Here is a 24,930-nt window from a genome sequence, read left to right as displayed (position 1 = left end):
TTATCTTGCCGGTCCGGCGGCGGCAGCGCCGGTGCCAAGTTCGATAATCTCGGCTGTGATCGCGCTTTGGCGGACGTGGCGCAGGCGGGCCTCGAATACGGCTAGCTCGTCTTCAATCTGGTGGCCTGCGGCAGTCATCGCTTGCATCCGCGCCTCGTTTTCGGCGGCAAAGGCGTGCAGGGCGGCGCGGGTGATCAGCGCGTGCAGGTAATCCTGCGACAGCCCTTCAATCAGCGCGGTGCGCGGCAGTTGCGTCAGCACGTCAGCACCGGTTGGGGCGGGCAGGGCAGACAGATCAAGCGGCAAAAGCCTGTGCTGCGCCACGCTTGGTCGCCCGGCCTCCCAGCTTGTGTGGATCACATCAAGACTGCCGATGTCGCCCTTGGCCATTGCGGCAAAGATCGCTGTGGTGATCGCTTCTGCCAGCTTTGGCATCCCGGTCGAGTGAGACGGCAGGGCGGCGTGCCAGTCCGGCGTGATGTCACGGCTCGCCGCGACAGACAGCCCGCGCGTGCCGATCAGGAACAGCGGTGCATCTGCCGGGATGGTGTCCAGCACCCGTTCGCTGAACGCCCCGGCAAAGCCTTGTTCGGCGCAAAACACCAGCAGCCCGGTCGGTGTGTCTGCTGTGCCGGTTGCAGCCTGCGCTTGCGCGCCGACGACCTGCGCCATCGCTGCCGCCAGCGTCGCGGCATAGCTATCCACCGCAGTGACCTGATCGCGGGCGACATGCGCGCGGGCCGAGGCAATACCCTTCATCGCGTTCACCACCGCCCCCAGCTGGCGGATGCCTTCGATCCGGGCGGTGATATCGGCCAGCCGCGCGGTCATGGTTGCACGGCAAAGGTTTCGGCATACGCGTTCAGCACGTCCAAAAGGTGGGCATGGCCTGTGTCATCAAGCGTGCTGGTGTCGGTAATGGTCTGCACCTGCGCGGCGGCTTGTTGGTCCAGCCGCGCGGGCACCCCGGCGCGAAATGCGGCCACGGCGCTGGTGGGCACTGCATCGAGCAGGCCCGCCTGCACCGCCATCATCAGCGCCACCTCGTCGGCCAATCGGAACGGGGTGTGCTGGTCTTGGCGCAGCGCCTCTCTGATCCGGGCACCGCGCGTCAGCTGGCTGCGCACGCGCCCGTCGGGCATGCCGCCAAAGCGGGTAAACACCTCGAGTTCCAGAAACTGGGCATAGTCCAGCCGCAGGGTACCGGCGGCGGTGCGCAGCAGTTTCGCCTGCGTTTTACCGCCAACGCGGCTGACCGACAGGCCCGCATCCACCGCCGGTTTCTGGCCTTGATGGAACAGCGCCGCATCCAGAACGATCTGCCCGTCGGTGATCGAAATCAGGTTGGTCGGGATATAGTCCGACAGATTGCCTGCCACGGTTTCGGCAATCGGCAAGGCGGTCAGCGATCCGCCACCAAGGGCCGCCGACAGCTTGGCCGCGCGTTCCAGCAGGCGGGCGTGGATATAGAATACATCGCCGGGATAGGCCTCGCGGCCCGGCGATTGCCGTGTCAAAAGTGCGATTTCGCGGTGGGTTGCGGCGTGTTTGGACAGATCGTCGATGACGATCAGCGCGTGCTGGCCCGCGTCGCGAAAGTGTTCGGCCATCGTCATGCCCGCATAGGGCGCGATCCATTGCAAGCCCGGCGCGCTGGCGGCGCTGGCGACCACCACGATGCAGCGGTCAAAATTGCCTGCCGTTTGCAGTGCGGTAATCGCCCGGCGCACGCTGGACGATTTCTGCCCGATGGCGACATAGACGCAGATCATATCGCTGTGCGCCTGCGCCATGATCGCGTCTATAGCGAGCGTCGTTTTCCCGGTCGAATGATCACCCACGATCAACTCTCTTTGGCCGCGGCCAAGGGGGAACAGGGTGTCGACGACGACGACGCCGGTTTGCACGGGCTCGGTCACCAGATCGCGGTCGATAATCGCGGGGGCAGCGCGTTCAATGGGCATGCGGGTGTCTGCCGTGATCGCGCCCTTGCCATCCAGCGGGCGGCCCAAGGGATCGACGATGCGCCCCAGCAGGCCCGCGCCGACAGGCACATCCACAACGGTGCCCGTGCCGTAGACGGCGTCGCCAGCCTCGACCTGCGTGGTGCCGTCCAGCAGGACGCAGCCAATCTGGTCCGGGTCCAGCACGCGGGCGAATCCGGTTTGCCCGCCTGAAAAGTGCAACACCTCGTCCAGCCCCACATCGCGCAGGCCAGAGATCATGGCGACGCCGTCGCCGATCTCTTCGACCCGGCCGCGATGGGCGGCGCGGGGGGAGAGTGTCATTGTGTCCAATGTCTGCTGTGCGGCGGACAGCCAGTCCGTTTCGGGATCACGCGGCATCGGTCAGCGCCCCGGCGATATCGTCCAAATCGGCGCGCCAACTGTTGTGCAGCGTGAAATGCGCCGTGCGCAGCTCTCCTCCTGCGATCAGCGCGGGATCAGTGACAAATTGCAGATCGGGCTTACCGCCAAGCGCCTTGTGGACCGCCGCCGTGACCTTGGCTTGAGCCGCTGCGTCCAGCGCATCGGGGCTGACAAGGTCGATGCCGCCCGGCGTGGCGACAAGGGCGGCGCGATCGCTTGGCGTCATTTCCGCGATCCCGGCGACCAAACGATCCAGAAACGCGGCTTGTACAACCTGCGTATCCAGCCCCGCCAAAAGCTTGCGCGCCATGGCAACCGCAAGCGTCGCTGATGCGGCATTGGCCGCGGCGCGGTCGTCCTCTGCCTTGGCCATCGCAGTGGCCTTTGCCGCAGCCAAAAGCGTATCGGCCTGCGTCTGCGCAGCGGCGGCGGCTTGTTTGCTCTGCGCTTCAGCCTCGCGCGCGGCCTCGGCGAGCGCGGCTGTCCGTTCTGCGGCAATGCCCGCGCGGGCCTGCGTGACGTCAGCCAGTGCGGCATCTGCCTTGGCCTGCACATCTGCAGCGTCATCCAGCGCGGTTTGCGTCGCTGTTTGCCGCGCCCCGATGGCGGCGGCGATGGGGGTCCAGAACACGCGGGACAGCAGCCAGATCAGGACCCCGACGTTGATCGCCTGCAGGCCAAGCGTCCAAAAGTCGATGGTCATGACAAAAGCGGATTGGCAAAGAGCAAAAGCAGCGCGATCACAAGGCAATAGATCGCCGTCGTCTCGATCATGGCAAGGCCGACAAACAGGGTGCGGGAAATCGTATTCGCTGCCTCTGGCTGGCGGGCGATGGCGTCCATCGCGGCGGCCACGGCGCGGCCTTCGGCCAAGGCTGGCCCGATGGCACCGAAAGATACGGCAAAGGCCGCGCAGATGATGCTGATATGCGGAAGATAGTCCATTAGGAGTCCTTTTGTGTAGTGGGAGCGCCGTCCGTAATCGTGGCGGCGATGAAGACCATCGCGAGGACGGCAAAGATATAGGCCTGAACCAGCCCCGTCAGCAGATCGAGGGCCATCAGCGGGATCGGAACCAGCAGTCCGGCCAGCGATGCCACGATGGCGATGACGAAAACGCCGCTCATGACGTTACCGAACAGGCGCACGAACATCGAAAAAACGCGCGTCAGGCTTTGCAGGATATTGAGGGGGATCATGATCGGGTTGGGCCGGGTGAAGGACCGCAAATAGCCGCCAGCCCCTGCGCCGCGCACGCCGAACCAGATCACGGATGCAAACACCAGCAGCGCCAGCGCCGCGTCAGTTTCCAACTGGGCGGTCGGCGGTTCCATCCCCGGAATAAGCGATATCCAGTTGGCGACCAGAATGAACATGAACAGCGTGCCGATGAAACCGCGATAGGGCGCGGGGGCCGCCCCGGTGGTTTCGGTGATCTGGGTGTCGATGGTGGCGACGATCAGTTCCAGCGCGGCCTGCCGCTTGCTGGGCCGGACGGTTAGGTTGCGGGTCATGGCAAAGGCCCCTGCGACCAGAACGACCATGATGCCCCATGTCGTCAAAACCGCCTGCGTGATCGGCACCGGGCCGATGCTGAACAGGACGGTGGATTCCAGCGGCGACATCATGGCGCGACCTGCAGCATCACGGCTTTTGCGACAAGCACGCCTGCCAATGCGGCAATCAAGGCAGCCCCGCCCGCTAGCACGGCCACGTAAAACCCCGCGCCGATCAGCCCGAGCCGCCCAAGCGTCAGCGCCAATCCAAGCGCCGGATGCCCCCCGTTGACGATCAGGCGCGCGGTTTCGCGCAGCGCCCAGAAATAGGCAAATCCCAGCACAATTCCGCCGCCAAAGCTGGCGGGCAAGCTTAGGGTCATCGGCAGGTCTGCAATCATTCCGCGTTCATCCAATTCCATGCGGTCCAGCCGCCCAATCCAAGGCCCAGCATCAGGCAAGGGGCCGTCCAGAAAATCCCGTCGCCAAAGCGTGCATCCAGCCAGCGCCCGGTAAAGATCCCGGCCAGCATCGGAACCACGATCATCCAGCCCAGCACGCCGATCTGCGCCAACCTGCGGCCAACGGACATATCGCCTTCGCGCAGCCAGCGGTCGTGGCGGTCGCGGCGCAGGCGGGCTTGGCGCACAAGGGGGTCATCGTCGTCCGGGGTCATCGGAACTCTCCTGCGTCGGCGCCCAGCGATAGGCGGTTGACCATCTGGCGGATGGCATTGAGCTGCAGGGTTGTGGCGGCGGTGCGGTCGATCCGCTCTGCGTCGGCGTCAGACCGGAACCGTGCCAGCACGTCTGCATCAAGGGTCGCAAGATTGTCGCCTGTGATGGCTTCGCGCGTCGCGATGGACACATCGCCTGCCACGCTGAGCGCGCCGCCGCGTACTGCGCAGAAATGATCCGTGCCTTCCTTGCGCCACGTGACGACGGATATCGCAAGCGCCGTCAGGAACGGGGCATGGCCCGGCAGGATGCCAAAGCTGCCGCTGGAATCCTCGGCCCGCAGGCTGTCGATTTCGGTTTCCACGACGACGGATAAAGGGGTGACGATGCGCAGTTTCATGCGGCGTCCTTTTTTGCGGCGACTTTGGGGGCAGGGCGCGCGGCTGCGGCGTTCTTTGCCTCTGCGTCTGCCAGCGTGCCAACCATATAAAGCGCGCTTTCGTCCCAATCGTCAGCGGCCCCGTCCAGAATGGCGCGGCATCCCGCCAGCGTATCGGCCAGCGTGACCCGTGCGCCGGGAACGCCGGTAAACGCCTCTGTCACCATAAAGGGCTGGGTCAAAAACCGCTGCAAGCGGCGGGCGCGTTTCACGATCAGACGGTCCGCCTGACCCAATTCCTCGACCCCCAGCAAAGAGATGATGTCGGTCAGTTCGCGGAACCGGGCAAGGGTCTGGCGCACGGCTTCTGCCGTCTCGTAATGATCGACGCCGACCACCAGCGGATCAAGCAGCATCGAGGATGAGGCCAGCGGGTCAATCGCAGGATAAAACCCTTCGGAGGCTTGGCTGCGCGACAGCACGATGACGCAGTCCATGTGGCTGGAAATGGTGGTGACCGCCGGATCGGTGAAATCGTCGGCCGGGACATAGACCGCCTGAATGGCCGTGACGGACGAGCCTGCGACGCTGGCGATGCGTTCCTGCAAGGCCGCGACTTCGGTCGCCAGCGTCGGCTGATAGCCCACCCGCGACGGCAGACGCCCCAGCAGCCCGGACACCTCTGCCCCGGCTTGCACAAAGCGAAAGACGTTATCCATCAGCAGCAACACGTTCTGATGCCGCGTGTCGCGGAAATATTCGGAAATCGTCAGCGCTGTCATCGGGGCGCGCCACCGTGCGCCGGGCGGTTCATTCATCTGGCCATAAACCAGCACTGTGCGGTCCAGCACGCCGGAGTCCTGCATTTCAGTCAGCAGTTCATGCCCTTCGCGCGACCGTTCGCCCACGCCTGCAAAGACAGAGATCCCATCATAGCCTTCGACCATCGCCCGGATCAGTTCCATCACCAGCACGGTCTTGCCAACGCCCGCGCCGCCGAACATCGCAGCCTTGCCGCCCTGCGCCATCGGCGTCAGCAGGTCGATAATCTTGATGCCCGTCTCGAATACCTCGGTCGTGGGCGTCTGGTCACGCAGTGCGGGCGGGGCGGCATGGATCGACCGGCGCGGTGTGTCATCGGGCAGCACAGGGCCATCGTCCCGCAGATTGCCCACCACATCCAGCAATCGCCCCAAAATCGCAGGGCCGACCGGCACGCTAACCGGGCCGCCCGTCGCTGCGACCGGCACCCCGCGTTGCAGGCCAGCCGTCGACTGAAACGCCACGGTCCGCACGGTGCGGGGATCAAGGTGGCTTTGCACTTCTAGGATCAGCGGCGCGTCATTTTCCCACTGCACGGACAGCGCATCATTGATCGCGGGCAGTGCGGTATCGAAACACACATCGACCACTGCGCCGCGCACCGACACCACATATCCGTCGTTCAGATCCTGCCCCTCGGGGGCAGAGGTTTCGCTGTGCATGCTGTCAGGCTCCGCATCGGGTTCACCCTAAACGTGCCAGCAAGCCGCGATATGGTCGTTGATCTGGATCAGCAATCGAGCCAGATCGCGCGAAAGCGGTGCCTAGACCCGTCTTTCGTGCGGGAAGGGGGGGCATACAGGATGTGTACGCTTCAGCCGATTACATGGTCCGCGCCCTAAAGTGCAATCCACGCCGCTTTATGCATGAATTGGGAAATTCAAGGAAGCGCCAATCCAAAAGCTGAATTTCGATTTACTGTTTGAAAATGCTCGCCATGTGATGATCAAATTCGTTCCAGCTGATGGTGGCATAGTTTCCTGCATAGCCGTGATAAAACGACCTGCCGGTCGAGGTCGGAAAACCCGCCCAAATCTTTGCCAAATTATCCATGAACTGGTGGCGGCTGACTTTACCATCAACAAAAAGGCTGTAGCCTGCGTCCTCAAGCAACAGATCGGCCAGGCGATCCTGCACGTCGGCGGTGAAGACCGTGTTGGCGCTAAACCCGATTTCACGCACGAGGGTATCAAGCGTGGCGGGAATAAACTGATAGCGGCCAATCGCATGGGGCTGACCGGGTGTTGCTCTGATCCATTGCTTTATTTGACCGATCGTCATCTGAGTCGGGCGTTTGTTCGGCCCGATCCGTGCGCCATGTTGCACCGCGTCATAACCATTGCGCCCTGCTTCAGCCCAACCGATCAGGTGTTTCAGATTGGTTGCCGGGGCGGATTTGCCGTCAATAAACGCATCGCGGGGGCGCTGGTACGATGCTTCGGTGATCGTTCCTGCGCTTAGACGTACGGCGTCCTGCGGCATATAGGGGCGAACGTCATAGTTGAATACATTTTTTGTCGATATCGTAAATTCAGATAAGGAATTAAATTCAGCCTGCGCCCCCTGCGGGGCGAAGAGTGGTAAAATTGAAAGCGCGGCAGCGACTGCAATTTTATGCATTGGAACTCTCCATCAACTTAGTCTGTGTTGAAGCTATATTGGCCTATTTCGCCGGTATGTTCATTTGCACAACCGGTCAGTTGCCAGAGAATAAGGATAGGTGGATCATCCTTTTGCGAACATGATGCCCGCGTGGACGCATGGGCGAAAGTAAGCGGGCCGCGCCGCACATGCGCATGCGGCGCGGCCCTTCCTTGATGACCAGCGCCCCCTAGTCGCCAAGGAATCCGTCAAGCTGGTCCCAAAGAGAGTTGTCCAGCAAAAGATCAAAGCGCAGATGCAGCCCTTTTTGATAAAGCGCATCCTGCTGCGGCAGTTGGCTGCCCGTCAGGTTGTATCCCAGCGCAAGCAACGTGCCCTTGGCCGGGACGAACCCGAATTCGGCCCCAAGACCCCAGGTCGCGCTGTTGGTATCATCCCACAGATACGCCCCGTTCACGCCAATCTGGAACCGATCACCGCCAAATTCATAGTTTGCGCCGGCTTGAACCAGTTGCGTCAACGATGTGGCAAAGGTGTTGGTAAGCTCGATCGACTGGTGCTGCCCGGCATATTTACCATTCACCCGCAGGTCGGCATCAACCTCATAGCTTGCATCAACCGACCACAGGTGGCTTTTGGTCGTATTGTGTAGCTTTTCAAGGCGATGCTCGTACCACGCCAGAACCTCTAGCCGGGGGTCGGTCAGGGGGCGGTAGGCGGCACCGACGCGGGTCCGCACACGTTGGCGGTTTTGGCCGTTGCGGTTGTCGACGGCGATGCGGGTCCGGCCAAGCACGGTCAGATCAGGTGTGATCTGCCCCGCCAGCCCCAAGTTGCCGTAATAGGTGGTGCCGGATTTTTCAAAGGTGGTGTCGAAATCGGCGTCACCCACCCAATCGGTCTCGTCAGAGCCCCATTTGGCCCCGATCGCAAGGCTGGTCATCTTCGCCTCTTCTGCGTCCAGCAGGCGGGAATGTTCGATGCCCATGTTCAGCGTCGTTAACGAATTCAGCTTGAACTGCGCCGACAGCCCTTGGTTCAGGGTCGTATCCGTTTCATTGGCACCGCGGCTGAATTCGGTCCGGCCGGACAGCCATTTGTTCATCTGAAAGGTAAAGCCAAGCGTGGACCGGGGCATGACGATATCGTCGCCAAACTGAAGCTCGACCTCGTTAAATACGCGCCAGCCTAGTGCGGCCTCTCGGTACAGGCCAAGGGTCAGTTCGGTCGGTTGATCGCCGCCAATGTTCAGGGGCTGGCGCAATTCAGCTTCGATCACGGTGTTATCGCGGCCAAGGGGGGTCCAATGCGCCCCAAGGATGATGGCGGTGCCTGCCTCGGTCGTCGCGCCGTTTTGGTCGTGGCGATATTCCAAACCGATGTCGCCCCGCAGCCGTTTGTTGATCTGGCGCGAATAGATCGCTTCCAGCGTCAGGCGGTCGAGGTCATTGATCCGGTCACGGACAAAGTCGGCTCCGATGACAAGGTCGCTGTTTTTGTCGATGTCATACCCATAACTTAGGCGAACCTGTGTGGTGCCGGGACGGGCCAGACCGCCGCTGGCGTTAAAGTTTTTGCCAGTGTGGATGGCCTCAAAGCTGAGGCGATGAAACTCCGTCTGCAGGTCGTACGACAGGCGCGCCGCGTTATCGACTTGGCCGCGTGCGTTCTCTGATCGGGCCAGCTCGGCCTCAAATACGCCGCCATTTTCGCCTTCATGGCGGATGTAGCCAGACTGGATGCGTTCATCAGCCGGATTGCCCGCAGGGGCATCCGCATGCACAGCGCGCGCGCCAACTGTGATTTGGTCGCTGACGGCATAGTTCACTTCGCCGCCATACAGCCAATAGCGCTCTGCTCCGGCTTCCGATGTCTCATAGGTGATGCGGATTGATACGGGGTTTCCGTCCAGGTCGAACTGACGGACAGGCGCGTTAAAGGTCAGCGTGTCACGAAAGAAATCAAGGACATAGTCGGTGCCGCGGCGCATGGCGGTTGTGGTCAGGATATCGCCGCCGCGCTCATTGCGGACCAGAATTTCGACCCGTTCAGAGCCTTGGACATAATCGCCCAAGTCGATGTCATAGGGGCCAGACACACCGCGTCCGCGGATTTCTTGCACGCGCTGCTGTTGCGCTGTGCGGGCACCAAAGACGGTGACGGACACCTTGTCGTTTTCCCAATGCGCCTTGGCACCGGTGGTCACGCGGCGCATGCCGTCAAGGCGCAGCGCGCTGGATTCAGGCTCGATCGCGATATCGCCGTAAAGGATATAAGAGCGGCCCTTTTCAACTTTGACGAACAAATTGCTGGACGATTGTGCATCCTGCCCGCGTTCGGAATTGTCGCCGTACACGGGGTAGTATTCGTCGCCGCGAATGTCGCGGAACAGGCGGTCTTCGGTGTCGCGGTCAGAGCTGTAGCGCAGGGTCAGCAGGGCGTCGCCGCGAATTGCGCCTTTCAGATACACTTCGCCGCGCAGGCCGGTCGCCGTATCCTCGAAGCTGCTGAACCGATCTTTGGGTAGCAGTGGAATATCGTTGCCCCCCAAGGACACGGCACCCTCAATCACGCCGATCAGAATGCGTTCGTCAAGGTTGGGCGTAAAGGCGATGGTCGCTTCGGCTGTGCCAAAGTTCCCCGTCACAGTGATACGGTCGGTGCCAGAAACTTGCGGCGGGATCAGGCCAAAGGTGGCTTCGCCGTTATCAAGGTAGGCCTGCACGCCGGGGGTGCCGGGGCGAATGTCGGTCACGTCCCACAAGGCCATGCGCGCATCCAGTGTCACCGTGCCAGAGGCCGGAACCGGCATGCCGCGTGCGTCCAGCACCCGCACAACAACCGGAACGATCGACACCGGAGAGGCAGAGGCCGTTTCTGGCATGATGATTTCGAACTTTGCGGGTGCGCCGGGTGCGATCAGAGTGATCTCGGTGCGGACACGTTCGATCCCAAAGCCGTCTTTGCCGATCAGGGCCAAGGTGTTTTTGCCGGGGTCCAGTTTGACCGCGATAAATTCTGCGGCTTGGACGTTATTTGCCTCCCAGCTGGTGCGCTGGCCGACACGGTCGGCCCCCAGCGGCCGGCCATTCAGCGCCAGCGCAAGGGTCAGGTCAGCCTTGCCTTTGACGCGGATGTTCTGGGTACTGCGATCAACGGTTTGGCCGTCCTGAAGGTCGATAAAGCCCGGCTCTGAATTCAGCGTGCGGATCATCGCGTCCAAAGGCTCGCGGCGTGCGATGGCTTCGGCTTTGGTGGCCACATCTTCGCGTGCTTCTTGCTCTGCATCCAGCATGCCAGTGGTCAACTGCGTCGTGGTCGCAATGCCCTGTTCCCCGCGAGAGGAGCGCACGGGCGCGCCTTGGCTGGTGATTGGCAGATCGGACGCGGTCAGCGTGTTGATCCCTGCCGCTTCGTCAAAATGCGTGCGGCGCTTTGCGACCTCAACCATCGCCTCTGGCGTACAGTCCGCAACGGCGAAGTGTTCGGCGCGCAGCTCGCCCTTGCGCAGCGGGATCAGGCGAGAGCCGCCGCGCATCAGGTCATTTGTGCGCGTGACGGTCACAGCGGTACCGATGGGCAAGGTTTCGTCCTGCACCAAAAAGGCGTGGGTGACGGGGCGCAGGCCGAACAGCGAATACTTGCCGTCGATATCGGTCACGACGGACAGGCCTTCTTGGGTGACGATCCTGACGCCGGGAATGCCCGGTTCGGTGATGTCGCCGCGGATGCCGTCGCCGTCGCAATCCATAAACACAGATCCAATGTCCGTGCCTTCGCGGGCAAAGACGCCGCCCGAATTGTTCAGGCGCACCATTGCGCGGGCCACCGGGGATTGGCGCAGCGTGCCAGTGCCCGCTTGGCGGCCCGACAGGACGGCCGTGTTTTCATTGCGGCCCTCAACTGCGGCTGCGGTAAAGCGCATGACGTAGGTCAGCTCGTGATTGGACAGCGGCTCTAGCGTGCCAAGGTCGAACAGCAGATCGCCGCCTTGCGCATCGACGGGATCGGGCAGGGCGGTACCGTTCAGCAGAACCGATCCGGGCACTAGCATCACGCCGCGCGCAGGGCGGTCCAGCAGCTCTGCGCCGATCAGGGCCTGGTGCATGTTGTTGGTGAAACCCAGCGAATAGGTCACAAATTCGCCCTGTGTGACGGTGTCCGTGTTGGCGTTTTTGTCCAAGGACAGGGGCGCGCCGTAAAACGGATCAACGGGGATATCGGACACATGAACCATGCCGCCCGCGTGGGTAAACAGGTTACCAAACCCGGCGCTTGTGACGGTCTTGCGAAAGCCCGTGAAATCCATACGGACCGACGGAAAAATCCAAGCCGGCGCATTCAGCACCTCATAGCGGTAGCGGCCCGCCGCAATCTGACCCAGCGAAAAGAAGCCGCGCTCGTCCGTATTGCTGCGCAGGACAGTGGCCCCGGTCGCCGCATTGACCAGCACGATTTCGACGCCTTCGATCGCGTCATTGGTGACAGAGTTGAACAAGAAGTTGCCCGGATCGATCAGCAGTTCGTCGTCCAGCAGCACGCCGCCGCACTCGGCTGTTGCGAACAGCGTATCGCCCGGCGTGGTCGCCATCACACCGTCGCCAGCGCGGCTTGGGTCCATGCGGGCCAGGGGCAGCGCAGCGGTCAGGAACACGCCGGTGTTTGGGCCAGTTTCGGTGGCGGTCAGGTTTTCGATGTCGCCGGTCAGCGCGCTGCGCACTGTGATCGTGACAAGATCGGCGTCCCCAGACAGGTTACAGCTGCCAGACGTGACGCGCAGGCGAGTGTCGCTGCCCGCAGTGCCATAGATTTGGTCGGTCGCGGTGTCTGGATATTCGAAACGAAGCGCGCCAGCGCCAGAGCCTGTGCGATCATAAAAGGTGGTGTTGGATGACAGCGTCAGGCTTTGGCCGTCTTCCTCTAGATAGGTCGTGGCTGTGTTTGCAACCTCTACATCGCCAAGCGGCTTTGGGACGTTGACCGTAAAGGACGGGTCCCGCGACTGACCGATGTCATAGTCATCAGCCATAAAGAACGCCACGGCGTCGATATCGGCCGCGACAGCAGGCTGCTGCGTCAGGTAGTCATGCTGGGGATCGCCTGCGCGGTGATACAATGCCTCCATGCCGCCCGCATCGGCGATGCCGGCAAAAACGGTGTTCAATGGCATGACGTCGCGCACTAAAATGCCTGCGCGCTGGGTGCCATCAATGCGCAGGGGTGCGCCGTCGATGCTATCATACTTGGGGACCGCTTGTTCTGAATTGTTGCGCACCCGCAGGGTGTAATCAAGCTGCGTGATATGATCGTTGTCGCGCACGACTTGGGATTTCGTGATCGTCAGCGCGCCGGAAACGATGGTCGTGATGCCTTGCGCTGTCCCTTGGACCGGCGCTGTGGCATTCGGGTCGCCGTCAACCGTTGCTGTGACGATAAGGGCCGACCGCATGGCGTCGCCCAAAACGGTATTGGTCGAGACGCGGAATTCGTAAATCAGTTGCAACCGCTGTCCGGGAAGCAATTTCATGGGCAGCGCAAGGTTGATGGACCGCTCGTTGCCATCAATGATGCCGTTCCCGTTTAGGTCAGCGACAAGCTGCCCGCCGCCCATCATGGATGCGCCAAGCTGGTCTTCGACGTGCATCAGCGCGTTCAGCGTCACATTGCCGGAATTGACGACATCGAAATAATACTGCGCGATGCTACCGCGGGTCATCAGCAGTGCAGAGTATCCCGCAACTGATAGGCCGGGCACCGACATGACGATTGCCTCGACGCGGTTAGACTGCACGGTTTCAACCATGCCAAGGGCGGTGTTGAAATATGTCGCGTTGGCGATGCTGCGGATGATTGTGCCGCCGGGTACGGGGCTTGCCATCGCGGCCGCAGAAAACAGGGCTGCATTTGACAACAAGATCAGCATCAGTGCTGCGGTTCGCAGGAGTGTCATAGCGCGGAAGCCGGCTGATTGAATGAATTTGCGCATAAACCTGCTCCTGGAAGGATACCGAGTGTCAAAGAAATAGGGAAAAGTGGGCACCCCCCCCGACGTCTGGGGGGACAGTGTCTTAGGGGGGTGCCTTGGGTTCGCTTAGTTGCTCACCTGAACGGTGAACTCCAACCGGGCAAACCCGCCGGGCAGGACCGTCCCGTGATCGCTCGAGATGTTTGTCGAGGTCGCAGCCGCGGTGCTTCCTGCAGGGAAGGTGGTTTCGCCGCAGGCATTGCTACAGTTTGTGATCGCGGTATAGGCAGGCGCCGCATCAAAGATGGTGACGTTGTCTGCTGCCGACGAGCCGGTGTTTTCGCCCTCGACCAAGTAGCGGATGCACTGACCGGGATCGACGTCCTGACGGGTTTTGGTGAAGGTACCGACCGTGCCGTCACAATTGGCATCGATGTACTGATACTTGTTCAGTGTCATGTCGCCAGAGATGATGGTGATCCGGTCCTCGACCGCGTTGTCGCTGGCATGGACATCTGTCGCCGACCCGCCATTGAGGTATGTCGCCACGGTGATTGTGCCGTTTTCAGTGACACCTGCCGTGCTGGTGGACGGGGTCTGTACGCGGTAGATCAGCGTGATGCTGTCGCCAGGTGCCAAACCATTGACCCCAGCAGAAACGCCGTTCGTCAGATCGTTGAAGTTGTCGATGACTGGTTCGGTCGGATCAATCACACCGTTCCCGTTGGCATCCCAGAAAATCGCACCAGAGAAGTTGGTAAGGCCGCTATCATTGATCGCGCCCTCGGTGATGGCAACGTTACCTTTATTGGTGACAGTGTGGGTGATTTCGACAATGCCGCCCGGTGCTGCCTGCGCGGTTTGGTCGTCGATGATCTGCACGTCGTAGATCTCGTTCACCGTGACTTGGTTCACGATCCGGTCGCCCTGACCCGACACAGAAGAGGTCAGCGCAATATCGACCAGCGTATCGCCCGGAAGCGCATCATCGGGTGGCGTGACGACAACTTGGAATGTCGTGCTGCCGCCTGCGGGGATCGTGCCGGTGTTGGTCACGACATTGCCGTCGGCGTCGCGGAACTCATACGTCCAACCCGTTGGAAGGGGTTGAGCCAGCGACAGGTTGTAGCTGTCCGACACAGGGCCGTCGTTCTGGACGACCATGTCATAAGTGACCGGCTGACCTGGGTCAGTGGTGGTGGTGACCCAAGGCAAGATACCGTTAGTCGGTGCCGCGCCGTCGCCTTCGGAGCCAACAACATCGTTCTCTAGGTCGACCGCGGCCGCCAGAACTTCACCGCTGAATTCAGCGGTCGAGATGTCAGTGACACCAGAAGCATCAGAGATCGTCGAGATGACCGCGGTGTAGTTTGTGGTCGCGGTCGGTGTCACGTCCGTCGGCAGGGTCGCGATCAAGGTGACCGTAGCGCTTGCGCCAACGGCGAGCGGCCCGACAGAGCCGACAATCGGGGTAATCCCGTCAGCGCCGACAAAGCGGAAGGTGGTGCCATCAGGGAAATCGACGTTAGCGACCTGTAGCGACAGGCTGTCGGATTGGTTCGACAGGTTGGTCAGCACGAATTCCTGACGGATCACGCCGCCCTGATAGACGTCGCCGGTTTCCAATACGACATCGTTGCCGGCGGTATCGTCATCGGTCGCCGATGCAACGGCACCGTTTATGGTCAAGTCTGAATTGATGGCCGTATCCGCAACGGCAACCCTAAATGTGCTATCAACATTGATCGAAGCAGTGTTCGACGGCGGGAAGGCCGCGCCGTTCACCTCTTGCGTTGCGGTGTTGGGGATGATGCCTGCGTCAGCAGTAGAAGCAACAACGGCTTGGAATGTCACGCTGCCGGACCGACCCGACCCGACGGACGACAGGTTAAAGTTTACGGTCTGCGCGTCGTCAAAATCCCACGCAATCGTTTCACTCGACCCATTGCTGGCATCAACGACGGTAGAGCCGTTGTTGTCATCCAGCGGCGTGGCAGAGTCCGACCAACGCGCAGAACCGGGCACGTAGGTCAGGTTGCCGTCCAGAACGTCCTGCACCACGTAGTTATTCGCAGCGGCCAGACCGGTGCTGGAATAGGTCAGCGTGATAGTCACGGTGTCGCCCGCATCAACGATGCTTGGGTTTCCGCCCGATGCCGCGTCAGCGACCATCGATTTGACCAGCTCGACAATGGCACCGTTCGAAATCGTCAGGGTGTCGGTGTTGGTAGCCAGCTCTGTGCCATCCAGTGCGGATGTCGCCGTGATTGTGATGGTGTCTGTACCAGTGGCATTGGACGCAACGGTGGCCTCGATCACGACGCCGAACTGCTCGCCCGGGGCCAGAACGGGGGTAGAATTCAGCGGTGTCGCGCTGTCGGCCACGCCGTCCATGTTGGCGTCAGGATAGAACACCAGCTGCGAGGTGTTCAGCGTGCCAGTGTTCGCCTCTACTGCGGTCAGCGAAAAGCTGTCTGCGCCGTTGCCTTCGTTGGTGATGATGTGCGGCAGGAAGGCCTTACCACCCGGCGCGATGGTTTCCGTATTATCGGACGTCAGCGTCACGCCAGCGACCTGCTGGACGATCGTTTCGACCGTGTTCGATGTCACGGTGATCGTGTCGCCAGCGGCATTGGTATAGGTGGCAACGGCTTGGTTGCCGATGACAGATCCGGCTTCTGGCGATGCTGCAAAAGCCGCCGTACCGATGGCTGCGCCGAAAGCGGCGACGCTGGCCGATCGCATAAACAGGGATTGATAAGACACTTCGTTATTTCCTTATATCTACTTAAGTGGGGGAAGCCCCGCTAAAGGAGGCGCGGTGGTTTAGTTGACGCGAACGCGGTATGTGTTGACCGCGGATTTGCCCGCTTCGAGGGGATCGGAGTATGTCCAACGGACCGACGCGATCTCTGTCTCTGGCAAAGGTTCTTCGCGCAGGACGCCGTCGGGACCTGCAACCATCCGAACCGCTGGCAGCGTTGACCATTCAAGGCCGTCCAGTTCGGGGTCTAGGTCCGCCTGCACTTCAAAAACCGCGTTGATCGACGTTGTCTGATTGCCCAGCGTGATGGTCACCCCTTCGGGAACTGGCGCTGCGACAACGATGCCGGCCATGTCCTCGTCGGTCATGTTCTCGTGGTTCAGTTGGTACTGAATGACTTCGCCCGGCCGCACAGTGTTGCGCGCGACAAGCTCTTCGACACCGGCATCGTTCTTTTCGACGACGACGAACGCGAACGTACTAGACAAAGCATCAGCAGAGGCTGCAAAGCCGATCACCGACAAAACCGCGGCAGCAACAGTCGCCCGCGTCATTTGTGAAATGGGAATAAGCATAAATTTTCTTCCATTCAGGCCGGGTCAACATGCCGGCAGTTTCAAAACACGCGCTCTGATCACGAGACGTTGATTGAACATTGAAGAGAATTTTAATAAATCGCACTCGTGCAATAAGGTATAAATGGCACCCGGAAGATCGCTCGATATGCTTTCGTATAGGCTTGCTATCTGATGGAATATGGCTCTACATATATTGAGACGTAGAACTCGACCGGATCGGCGCGTTTTTCAGCTTCCTCAAGTTTTCGATTCTATTTTCAGCGCCCAAAAGTGGGGTGCGCTGAATTAACGCACGGCACTGCAAGGTGTCTGTGTCGGCAACACATGTTAATGCCATCCTTTATTCTCAAGAACTCGGGCGGACTAAAGAGCATCGTTTCATATGCTTGCGCCAATCATAACGCGTCCAGGGCGTCAGTACTGAATTACGCTGACCAAGCATTTGGGCACTGAATAAGAGACGCTGCGCTGGGATGACGAGGTCCCAGAGTTGCGGCAGGCAAGCCAGGCGGCGCTTTCAGGCGATAGATCGGTGCCGCGCCAGATCCACAGTGCCGCAGCATCAGGGCCTTTATGCTAGGGACTTTTGACATGACCGTCTCGTAGCGACGCTGCCTGAGGACGCATCCCAAAGCTTCATGTTACGGACGCCCCGATGTCTGACTTGGTTGAGGGGAAAGCCGAAACGCAGTCCCCATTCGGACGCAGCCGCTATTCTTCTGTATAGGCGAGTAGTCAATATCAGGCCGGCTCTATCCGCGTGAAGCACTACCTCTAAAAATTTAGATTGATTACGCATAAGCACAGCTTGAATTACATGGCGGTTTCCTCTTATCCCCGCCCTGCAGGCCAACTTTGAATATAGCAATCATATTATAAATTTTAATTGATTGCTTTGAGATAAACTAGGTGGGGTGCCTATAATGTTGACAAGAACGCATATCGCGCAAAATGGAACTGGACAGATTCATACATTTGATGCCAGCGGAAGCCGGGATCAGAATAATTGGGATAACCTGCAGTTTTCAAAAATAACAAGTTTTTCACACGGCCACCATGTAAGGACGGGAAGTGGAAACGACACGATTAACTTCAAGAACATCAATGAAGTTTCAAGCGTCATTGTCGGCCGGATCGAGGATTTCGATTCACAAAGAGATACACTTCGGATCGAAGGCCAGGCCATTGATCTAAATAACCTTCCGGCAAACGTGCGCATTGTTGAGTTTAATGGCGCTCACAACGATGCAGGATCGCAGCCGCAGCAGTGGATCCTCATCACCACCCCTGCGGGAGGGAGCATCTTTTACGCATTCGAAGGCGCTCGCGTCGATATGAACAACAATGGGGGTGCAAACTCGGGCGCTCAGGAAAGCCATTTTATTAGTAGAGCTCAGCTTCCTGATTTTTCAAAACTCAAGACCGTTCCATATGTCGACCCGCAAAACGTTGTGCCTACGGGGATTGCCGCGACCAACGGCATAACAATTAACGATGTTGACGTGAATACATCCGACGTTCTTGAAAGAATTGTAGGGACCGGAATGGATGATCTGATTGCTGCAGGTTTGAATGATGACTTTGTGCGCGGGTACCAAGGCAATGATCAGATTTGGGGGGGCAGCGGCAACGATACCGTATATGGTGAAGATGGTAACGATATTTTAAATGGCGGCACAGGTTCCGACAAGCTTTTTGGCGGCAACGGCAATGATAGGATCGACGGCGGGCTGCATGATGATGTCATTGTTGGGGCTAATGGAAACGACCTACTGATCGGGAATAACGGCAACGATAAGCTATTTGGCAGTTCCGGTTCCGATATACTAAATGGTGATGGCGGAAACGACTATCTAGATGGTGGCGCGAACGGTGATCGCCTTTTTGGCGGTAACGGCAATGACATATTACTCGGCCAGAATGGTAACGACTTGCTGTTGGGAGGCCAAGGCGCTGACATATTAGGCGGTGGCGGCGGAAATGATCGGATTTATGGTGGTTCTGGCAATGACAGAATTTATGGTGGAAATTCTGCAGATCTTCTAGTTGGACAGGATGGCGATGACAGAATCGTTGGTGGATACGGCGCAGATAGAATAGCTGGAGGCAACGGCAACGATCATATCTATGGCGGGGGCCATGATGACCGCCTTTACGGCGGAAATGGAAACGATGTCGTGTTGGGTGTGCACGGTAATGACATTGTCTTTGGTAATTTTGGCAACGACCGGCTCGTCGGCGGCGACGGAAATGACCAACTTTTTGGTGGTATGGGACGCGATGTTTTGTACGGCCAAAGCGGTAACGATCGGATTTCTGGTGGTATGGGGGCAGATATCCTGTCAGGTGGCGCTGGCGCTGATGTCTTCGATTTCAAAAACGGCGATATGGTGGATTGGGACGATTTGAATGGAACTTGGGCTCAAAAAAACAGCCAGCTTGACGTGATAACGGATTTCACTGTGGGCTCTGACATCATTGACTTCGTCGGCTATGGTCAAGTCAAATCGATAGATGATATTAGTGTTTGGTCCACAACAATTGATGGGAATTTGTACTTTACGGTCAATGTCATTGAGACGAATGAACGTATGCTCGTGGATGTCGACGATACAATGACCTGGTCTAACTTCTGTGAGGCTGAAAATTTTCTTTTCCATTAGTGATAGGTTCTGCAATATGCTGATTGCAGCAATCGGCCAATAAAACTCACGAAATCTACTGCATAAATCGGCTGCTGAACTGTTCTCCATTTCCTCAGACGCGCTGCGGTTTTTTGACGGCTATGGCCAGCGCCGTGTCGCCATTCATGACCGCGACGCGCGCTAAAATCCTCACGGCCTGTCAATTACAGACCAATCGTTTCCTGCTATGTATCTTTGGCTTGACGCAGCTCCGGCGGTGGTCACCCCTTTCGTTCCGCCATTTCGTCTTGCCTGAATTTCTCGCCTTGCCTAGATTTGTCGACGCGCTGAAAACCGCATTTCCGGCGGCGGCCTAGGCTAGACGCGGGTTCTACGGCTCGGCACTCTTACGTAGCGGAATGAGGTCGTGACTGCCACTGGTCCGAAGTACTGCCCGGAAGTGGCTGCACCGCGGGCACGTTGCCAATCTGCAGATCACTCGGGATCTGACCAGGCGGATTCGGTAACAACGGTGCATCACGCAGCCTGCGACCCGAACCCGCGACCACTCTGCTACCCCAAGTTTGTTCGTCGATGCCGCAGTTAAACTGGAGCCAGACTCGCTGATTGGAGCATAAACACGTGAAGTGACGCTCTTGATCTGACACCCGTTTTCTTGCCAAGCATGAGAGTGGTCAGCCGATGCGCCGGGACCGTATGCTGGCGTCAGGTGTCGGCCAATCAGCTCTTAATGGCATTCGCCGGGCAAATCATCGCGCTGACGCTTTGGTGGCGTTGCCTGCTACGCAAAATCTGCGGTCTGCCTGTCTTTCGGGAAGGAATGGCGCGCTACGTCATTTCTGTATCGCATCAGACCGACACTGCGCCCGGCGCTTCAGGGCTTCATCATAGGTCTTCCGTGCGTGCGCTTGTTGGTGAGGCATGTCGGATCGCTTGTGCGCATCAGCGGCCACTTCGGATTCTCGACGCGATTCCACCGCTAGATTTGCGCAGCAGCGTAAATTTCGATGAAGCGCCTGATCTGATGCGAATAATTGCTGTGCAAGGTTCGAAAGTAGAGGCCACCTAACCCGAAGGGATATAGTTGGATACTTTTGCTGCCGTTATGGATGCTTTTGGCGACTCCTAAAATTTATAACTTTAGGTGTATCTTAACTAAGTAAGGTTTGGTTGAAATAGGAGCGCACTAAAATGAACGACTATAGAATGGCTGCACAGCAAGGCCGATTGAAAGCTCTCTCTTCCCTAACTGACCCAAAGCGTTTCGGGCCTCGGAAATTGGCGCGTGGGCGTAGATCCTCGATGTCGGATGCCGTTATTGATATGGTTGTTCCCGATCGATCAGGTGCCAGTTCGAAAAACTTCTTAATTCCAACAGCGGTGGTCTTTGTTTTCGCTGCGTTGACGACATGATGGTGTCAAAGATTGAATCTGGTTTCAATGTATTGACGGGGGGAAATGTTTCCCCTTGTGCGAAAGTTTGTTTCTTACGGTTCTTGGGACTTCAAGGCGAGGCATGATGTCGTAATCGATGATCGCGCCGCGCACTTGAAGCCTGAGAGCTATATTTGAGACTCGCATGCGAAATATCCTAGCCCATTCTGATTTATGCAACTGCTATAATTCTTGATGCGCCTCTTTCCATCTTAGCTGATCCAATTGCGCCAGCGCGCGATTGTAAAAGTTCGTCACTTATCGTCTCCCTTTGCACGGGATGAGGGGTCAGGGCACAACCGGTCCTGCGAACGTCGATACAGGCTGTTTACCGCCGGTGATACCGAATGCCGGGGCAGGGTGCTCAGGGTCAGAACCGACCCGGCCGCGTCCTAGCGCCAGCATAAGTAAATAGAGGGTGCCATTGGTCTGGCGATGTGCGTTTTAATGCCGCACTGTTCTGGTTAGCCAGAAATAGTTGGCCACGACCGTCAGCGTTATAAATGCTGACCCTCGCCAATAGTATTGGTACTTAACGCCTCACAGTATTTATTCAGATAGTTAGCAGCCCGTTGCGTTTCTGCGCTGCGTTATATGCTGAGCAACTATGATTAATGTTAGTCCTTTTAGGGACCTCGCTGAGGTCGCTTAATCCATTAGTCGATGTGAACAGCTGTGCCCAGGTCCGCGCTGCTCTTTGATCGACGGACCCTACAAAAGTGGGATTCGGATCATCCGATAAAAGAATAATAAATTTGCGCACAACTCTTGAGGTCGCAATCATATTTATCTAAATAGTAGTTGTTATATCCCTTTTTGACCCGAGAGTAACCTTAATGAAGGTACCTCTGACTAGAAGTAAATCATATAGGTGAAGTAGGTTTGCCTTTGAGGTGCGAGATGAATGCAATGACAAAATTTCCACAGGAAATATCTGGTCTGTCAGGAAAACGGATCCTCGCCATAGATGATCATGCATTGTTTTGCGATATCATAATCTACAATCTGTCAACATATGGGGCGAGTGTCGATTCTGCCAATACATCAGAGGAAGCTTGCCGCAAAATAGACGCGCTGCCGGATTTTGATTTGATCCTGCTTGATTATTACATGCCAAACGCGTCAAATTTCGATAATTTCTATAAGATTAAAAATGCTGCGCCTGACGCCCCCATAGCGTTTTTAACATCGTCGGAATCGCTTAACATGCCGTCTAAGGCTAACCTGCTGGGTGCGTCTGGTTTTATCAGCAAGTCCATTCGGCCAAGTGGCTTCATTGACGCCGTTGGCATCATGCTGGCCGGTGGTCGGTTTTTCGAAGACACATCGCATCATGCGAACAATAATGTTAAACAATTCCGTTGCTTAACCCCAAGAGAGTTCGATGTGCTTGCGCTTCTTTGCGAGGGGCACAGCAACAAAAAACTAGGGGAATTCCTTAGTATTGCGGAAGCGACGGTCAAGGTTCATTTGAAATCGATTTTTCTGAAAATCGAAGCCCGCAGCCGCAGCCATGCGTGCATGATCGCAAAAGATCTAGAGTTGGTTTAGCGTAAAGACGTAAAGCCAGTCAGGCCACAGCCTTGGGGCTCTCTGGTCACCTTTGGCCAGAGCCCGGTCCCACTGGAGGGCGGATCATGAAGCGGGCATCGCTTTGCTGAAACCGTGACGATGGCAAAGGCCCAAACGGTCTTGATGACAAACGAAAAAATCAACCAGCTGGCATCGACGAACGCAAAAGCGACGTTGATGCTACTGTCGATCCATAGCCGTGACGTTAAACAAAGTGGGCGCTGCGGGCGATCATCGCAGCGTCGGTTCTGTTCCGCGCGTCGAGTTTGCGGCACAGCGTCTTGACGTGTAGCTTGATCGTCACCTCTTGAAGATCAAGATCGCGCGCGATTTCCTTGTTGGATTTGGCACTCAAAAGCCCGCGCAGGACCTGCTTTTCCCGGTCTGACAGATCCTTTTCGAAATCGGTTTCGTCGGGATCATCTTTGCCAGACATAAAGTCGACGGGGGCATAGGTCTCACCGGCGGCCATGAAGCGGACGGCGTTGACGAGCGATTTTGCGGGAAGCGTTTTTGGCAGAAAGCCGATCGCGCCAAGGGCCAAAGCCTGTTCCGCTATGATACGCGTCGCGGTGCCAGAGATAAGACCTACGGGCTTGTCACCATTGGCTTTTATAGCAGTCTTCAATCCCTCTAATCCATTCATGCCGGGCATGGTGTAGTCAAGAAGAACCAGGTCAAACGGGCCGTCGGTTTCGATCATTTGCAGCGCCTCTTGCAGCGTGCTCGCTGCGCGGGAAACGGTCGCGCCGTCGGCGTCTAGGAACATGACAATCGTCTCGCGCACCATGTCATGGTCGTCGGCAATCAAAATTTTCAGGGGCATCGCAGTCCTCCACGTGACCGAAATCAAATATCGTTTGGTTAGGCTACAACAGGGTACCTACAAAGAACACTCCTTAACGTGTGTTTACCATGAGTATACTCGCTGTTTCCGCTAACTATACGGCAGTATATAACAGCTAGCCTTCGTGGCGCTCGTTTAGCGAAGGGCTTAGCTCTAAGGTTAATAAATAACCAAAAAGCACCAAGGGCATCAATGAAAATGGGACGGATTTGGAATGCGACGGCGATCGGCGCGCTGTTTTGTATGGCAGGCTATGCGACGATTGCAAGCGCACAGGACGTGCTACTTACGGTAACCGTTGATGAGGTCAGGCACGAGTTCAGTTTGGATGACCTAAAGGACTTGCCGGTTTCGACCATTGAAACGACGACAATCTGGACAGATGGACTGCAAGTGTTTGAAGGCGTTGCAGTTCAAGCATTGTTGGACTCGTTAAGCGTGACGGAAGGTACAATCAAAGCCACGGCAATCAATGAATATGCAGTTGATATCCCGGTATCGGATGTCGTCGAAAATGGGCCTGTGGTTGCATATTCTAACAATGGTCAACCGATGTTGCGCCGCGAGAAGGGGCCGCTTTGGATTGTCTATCCATATGACAGTGATCGGGCCTATCAGACCAAAACGATATATAATCGTTCAATCTGGCAGTTAGACCGCCTTGAAATAAATCGATAGTTTGCAGGATAGCTGATGTTTAGCGAATACATGCCCCAGGCAAGATATAAGATTTCTAACTACTTTTCAGCCATAGCGATCGTCGTTGGTACATCCATCGCTGCGCCTATTGGGGCGAGTGTTTGGTTCCAAATTCAAGCGATCGGAAGTGCGCAGCAGGATAATGCGGCGTGGGTTTTTTCACAGCTGGAAGTTGAGTATCTTAAGACGCGGCGTGCGATTGAAGTGGCGCGTTCTGGGACTGACGCGGACCTAGATAATTTACGCAAACATTTCGACATGTTGTACAGTCGCACCGACATCGTGGGCCGGGTAAAGAACAACACGGTGTCGCAGCCGGACATCACCCTTTTGCGCGATATATTAGACCGTCAACTGCCTTTGATCGAGGCAGGGAATGCGCGTCTTTTGACCGATCTTGACATTTTCGAACGTGCGCTCGTCGAAATTGAAGACCTGCCGAGGCAAATTTCTATTACATCTCGTTCGCAAGCGGCCGACATTTCAGAAGCCGAACGCCAGAAAATTATCAGGCTGATCGGGATACTCGCGTTTATCGTTGTTCTCGTTGCAATTTTACTTGTCGGAATGTTCCTTCGGCTGTGGTGTCAGAAAAGGACCCTCAAGCGAAAGTCGATTGAAGCACATGAAACCCAGCTTCGGCTGGCGACGACGCTGCGGGCGTCTCTTGATGGAATTGTCGTTTTCGACGACCATGGCATTATCCGCGATTTCAATGGTTCGGCCGTGGACATATTTGGTGTGTAAGCGACAAGGCAGCCCCGTGGGTTAAAGGGCGGCCTATTCCTTGGTAGGTTTGCGACGTTCACGCAAGCGCCGGGGTTTTATGTCTACGACCAGTCCTACGCCTATGCCTACGCATGGTAGCTTTCAGTTGATCGAAGCCGTCGTCGAACGTCTTGACGGTGCGCCCGTCGGAGAGCGTCGTCGCTGGTCTGATGAGTTCAAGGCGCAGGCTGTCGCCGCGGCCATGGCACCGGATGTCAATGTTTCGGCGCTGGCGCGTCGATTGGGGATTTCGCCGCCGCAACTGTTTGGCTGGCGCAGGGCATATCTGAAAACGCTGGATGAGGCGACATCG

The 24,930-nt window shown here is 57.7% G+C and carries 19 protein-coding genes; 5 read left to right on the top strand and 14 right to left on the bottom strand.

Annotated features, from left to right (window positions below; translation table 11 throughout):
- The 13 genes from BM131_RS17755 to BM131_RS17695 form a co-directional block, all read right to left on the bottom strand.
- The gene (locus BM131_RS17755) at positions 1–831 is read right to left on the bottom strand and encodes a F0F1 ATP synthase subunit gamma (protein ID WP_090191603.1); all 831 of its coding nucleotides are present in this window, start codon (positions 829–831) and stop codon (positions 1–3) included.
- Positions 828–2,345 (bottom strand): F0F1 ATP synthase subunit alpha, encoded by a 1,518-nt coding sequence (locus BM131_RS17750; RefSeq protein ID WP_090191601.1) that lies wholly within the window; start codon positions 2,343–2,345, stop codon positions 828–830. Before BM131_RS17750 ends, BM131_RS17755 begins: the two co-directional genes overlap by 4 nt.
- Entirely contained in the window at positions 2,335–3,072 is a 738-nt protein-coding gene (locus BM131_RS17745) for a F0F1 ATP synthase subunit B family protein (RefSeq protein WP_090191599.1), read from the bottom strand. Before BM131_RS17745 ends, BM131_RS17750 begins: the two co-directional genes overlap by 11 nt.
- The gene (locus tag BM131_RS17740) at positions 3,069–3,314 is read right to left on the bottom strand and encodes a F0F1 ATP synthase subunit C (RefSeq protein ID WP_090191597.1); all 246 of its coding nucleotides are present in this window, start codon (positions 3,312–3,314) and stop codon (positions 3,069–3,071) included. Before BM131_RS17740 ends, BM131_RS17745 begins: the two co-directional genes overlap by 4 nt.
- Positions 3,314–3,997, bottom strand: a complete 684-nt coding sequence (locus tag BM131_RS17735) for a F0F1 ATP synthase subunit A (RefSeq protein ID WP_090191596.1) — start codon at positions 3,995–3,997, stop codon at positions 3,314–3,316. Before BM131_RS17735 ends, BM131_RS17740 begins: the two co-directional genes overlap by 1 nt.
- On the bottom strand, positions 3,994–4,287 hold the full coding sequence (locus BM131_RS17730; RefSeq protein ID WP_090191594.1) for an ATP synthase subunit I: 294 nt from the start codon (positions 4,285–4,287) through the stop codon (positions 3,994–3,996). The genes BM131_RS17735 and BM131_RS17730 overlap by 4 nt, the downstream gene beginning before the upstream one ends.
- The gene (locus tag BM131_RS17725; RefSeq protein WP_090191593.1) at positions 4,263–4,541 is read right to left on the bottom strand and encodes an AtpZ/AtpI family protein; all 279 of its coding nucleotides are present in this window, start codon (positions 4,539–4,541) and stop codon (positions 4,263–4,265) included. The genes BM131_RS17730 and BM131_RS17725 overlap by 25 nt, the downstream gene beginning before the upstream one ends.
- A complete protein-coding gene (locus BM131_RS17720) occupies positions 4,538–4,942 on the bottom strand; it encodes a F0F1 ATP synthase subunit epsilon (RefSeq protein ID WP_090191591.1) in 405 nt (134 codons plus the stop codon). Before BM131_RS17720 ends, BM131_RS17725 begins: the two co-directional genes overlap by 4 nt.
- Positions 4,939–6,405 (bottom strand): F0F1 ATP synthase subunit beta, encoded by a 1,467-nt coding sequence (gene atpD / locus BM131_RS17715; protein ID WP_090191589.1) that lies wholly within the window; start codon positions 6,403–6,405, stop codon positions 4,939–4,941. Before atpD ends, BM131_RS17720 begins: the two co-directional genes overlap by 4 nt.
- Positions 6,406–6,658: 253 nt before the next feature.
- Positions 6,659–7,363: a lysozyme family protein gene (locus tag BM131_RS17710; RefSeq protein WP_090191588.1), complete on the bottom strand. Its 705-nt coding sequence runs from the start codon at positions 7,361–7,363 to the stop codon at positions 6,659–6,661.
- Between the two features lie 211 nt (positions 7,364–7,574).
- On the bottom strand, positions 7,575–13,331 hold the full coding sequence (locus BM131_RS17705) for a hypothetical protein (protein WP_090191586.1): 5,757 nt from the start codon (positions 13,329–13,331) through the stop codon (positions 7,575–7,577).
- Positions 13,332–13,436: 105 nt separating this feature from the next.
- Positions 13,437–16,076, bottom strand: coding sequence for a beta strand repeat-containing protein (locus BM131_RS17700; RefSeq protein ID WP_245754303.1), 2,640 nt, complete (start codon positions 16,074–16,076; stop codon positions 13,437–13,439).
- A gap of 60 nt (positions 16,077–16,136) precedes the next feature.
- Positions 16,137–16,649 (bottom strand): hypothetical protein, encoded by a 513-nt coding sequence (locus tag BM131_RS17695; RefSeq protein WP_090191585.1) that lies wholly within the window; start codon positions 16,647–16,649, stop codon positions 16,137–16,139.
- A 926-nt stretch (positions 16,650–17,575) separates the two neighbouring features.
- On the opposite strand from BM131_RS17695, the gene BM131_RS17690 reads away from it, so the two are divergent.
- Entirely contained in the window at positions 17,576–19,315 is a 1,740-nt protein-coding gene (locus BM131_RS17690) for a calcium-binding protein (RefSeq protein ID WP_090191584.1), read from the top strand.
- 2,325 nt (positions 19,316–21,640) lie between these two features.
- The gene (locus BM131_RS17680) at positions 21,641–22,282 is read left to right on the top strand and encodes a response regulator transcription factor (RefSeq protein ID WP_175499441.1); all 642 of its coding nucleotides are present in this window, start codon (positions 21,641–21,643) and stop codon (positions 22,280–22,282) included.
- A gap of 226 nt (positions 22,283–22,508) precedes the next feature.
- Here the strand turns inward: BM131_RS17680 and BM131_RS17675 are convergent, their stop codons facing one another.
- Complete coding sequence (locus tag BM131_RS17675; RefSeq protein WP_090191579.1) at positions 22,509–23,129, bottom strand: response regulator transcription factor; 621 nt, start codon at positions 23,127–23,129, stop codon at positions 22,509–22,511.
- Between the two features lie 213 nt (positions 23,130–23,342).
- On the opposite strand from BM131_RS17675, the gene BM131_RS17670 reads away from it, so the two are divergent.
- From BM131_RS17670 to BM131_RS17660, 3 genes are all read left to right on the top strand, one after another.
- Positions 23,343–23,828, top strand: coding sequence for a putative pterin-binding protein (locus BM131_RS17670; protein WP_245754302.1), 486 nt, complete (start codon positions 23,343–23,345; stop codon positions 23,826–23,828).
- 15 nt (positions 23,829–23,843) lie between these two features.
- On the top strand, positions 23,844–24,596 hold the full coding sequence (locus tag BM131_RS17665) for a hypothetical protein (protein WP_090191578.1): 753 nt from the start codon (positions 23,844–23,846) through the stop codon (positions 24,594–24,596).
- Positions 24,597–24,699: 103 nt separating this feature from the next.
- Positions 24,700–24,930, top strand: a 231-nt coding sequence (locus BM131_RS17660; RefSeq protein ID WP_139222692.1) for a transposase, incomplete at its 3' end; no start/stop codon positions are given.

The organism is Loktanella salsilacus (assembly GCF_900114485.1).
Taxonomy (GTDB): Bacteria; Pseudomonadota; Alphaproteobacteria; order Rhodobacterales; family Rhodobacteraceae; genus Loktanella; species Loktanella salsilacus.
Note: the sequence above shows the minus strand (reverse complement) of the source record. Positions and strands in the feature narration are given on the sequence as shown.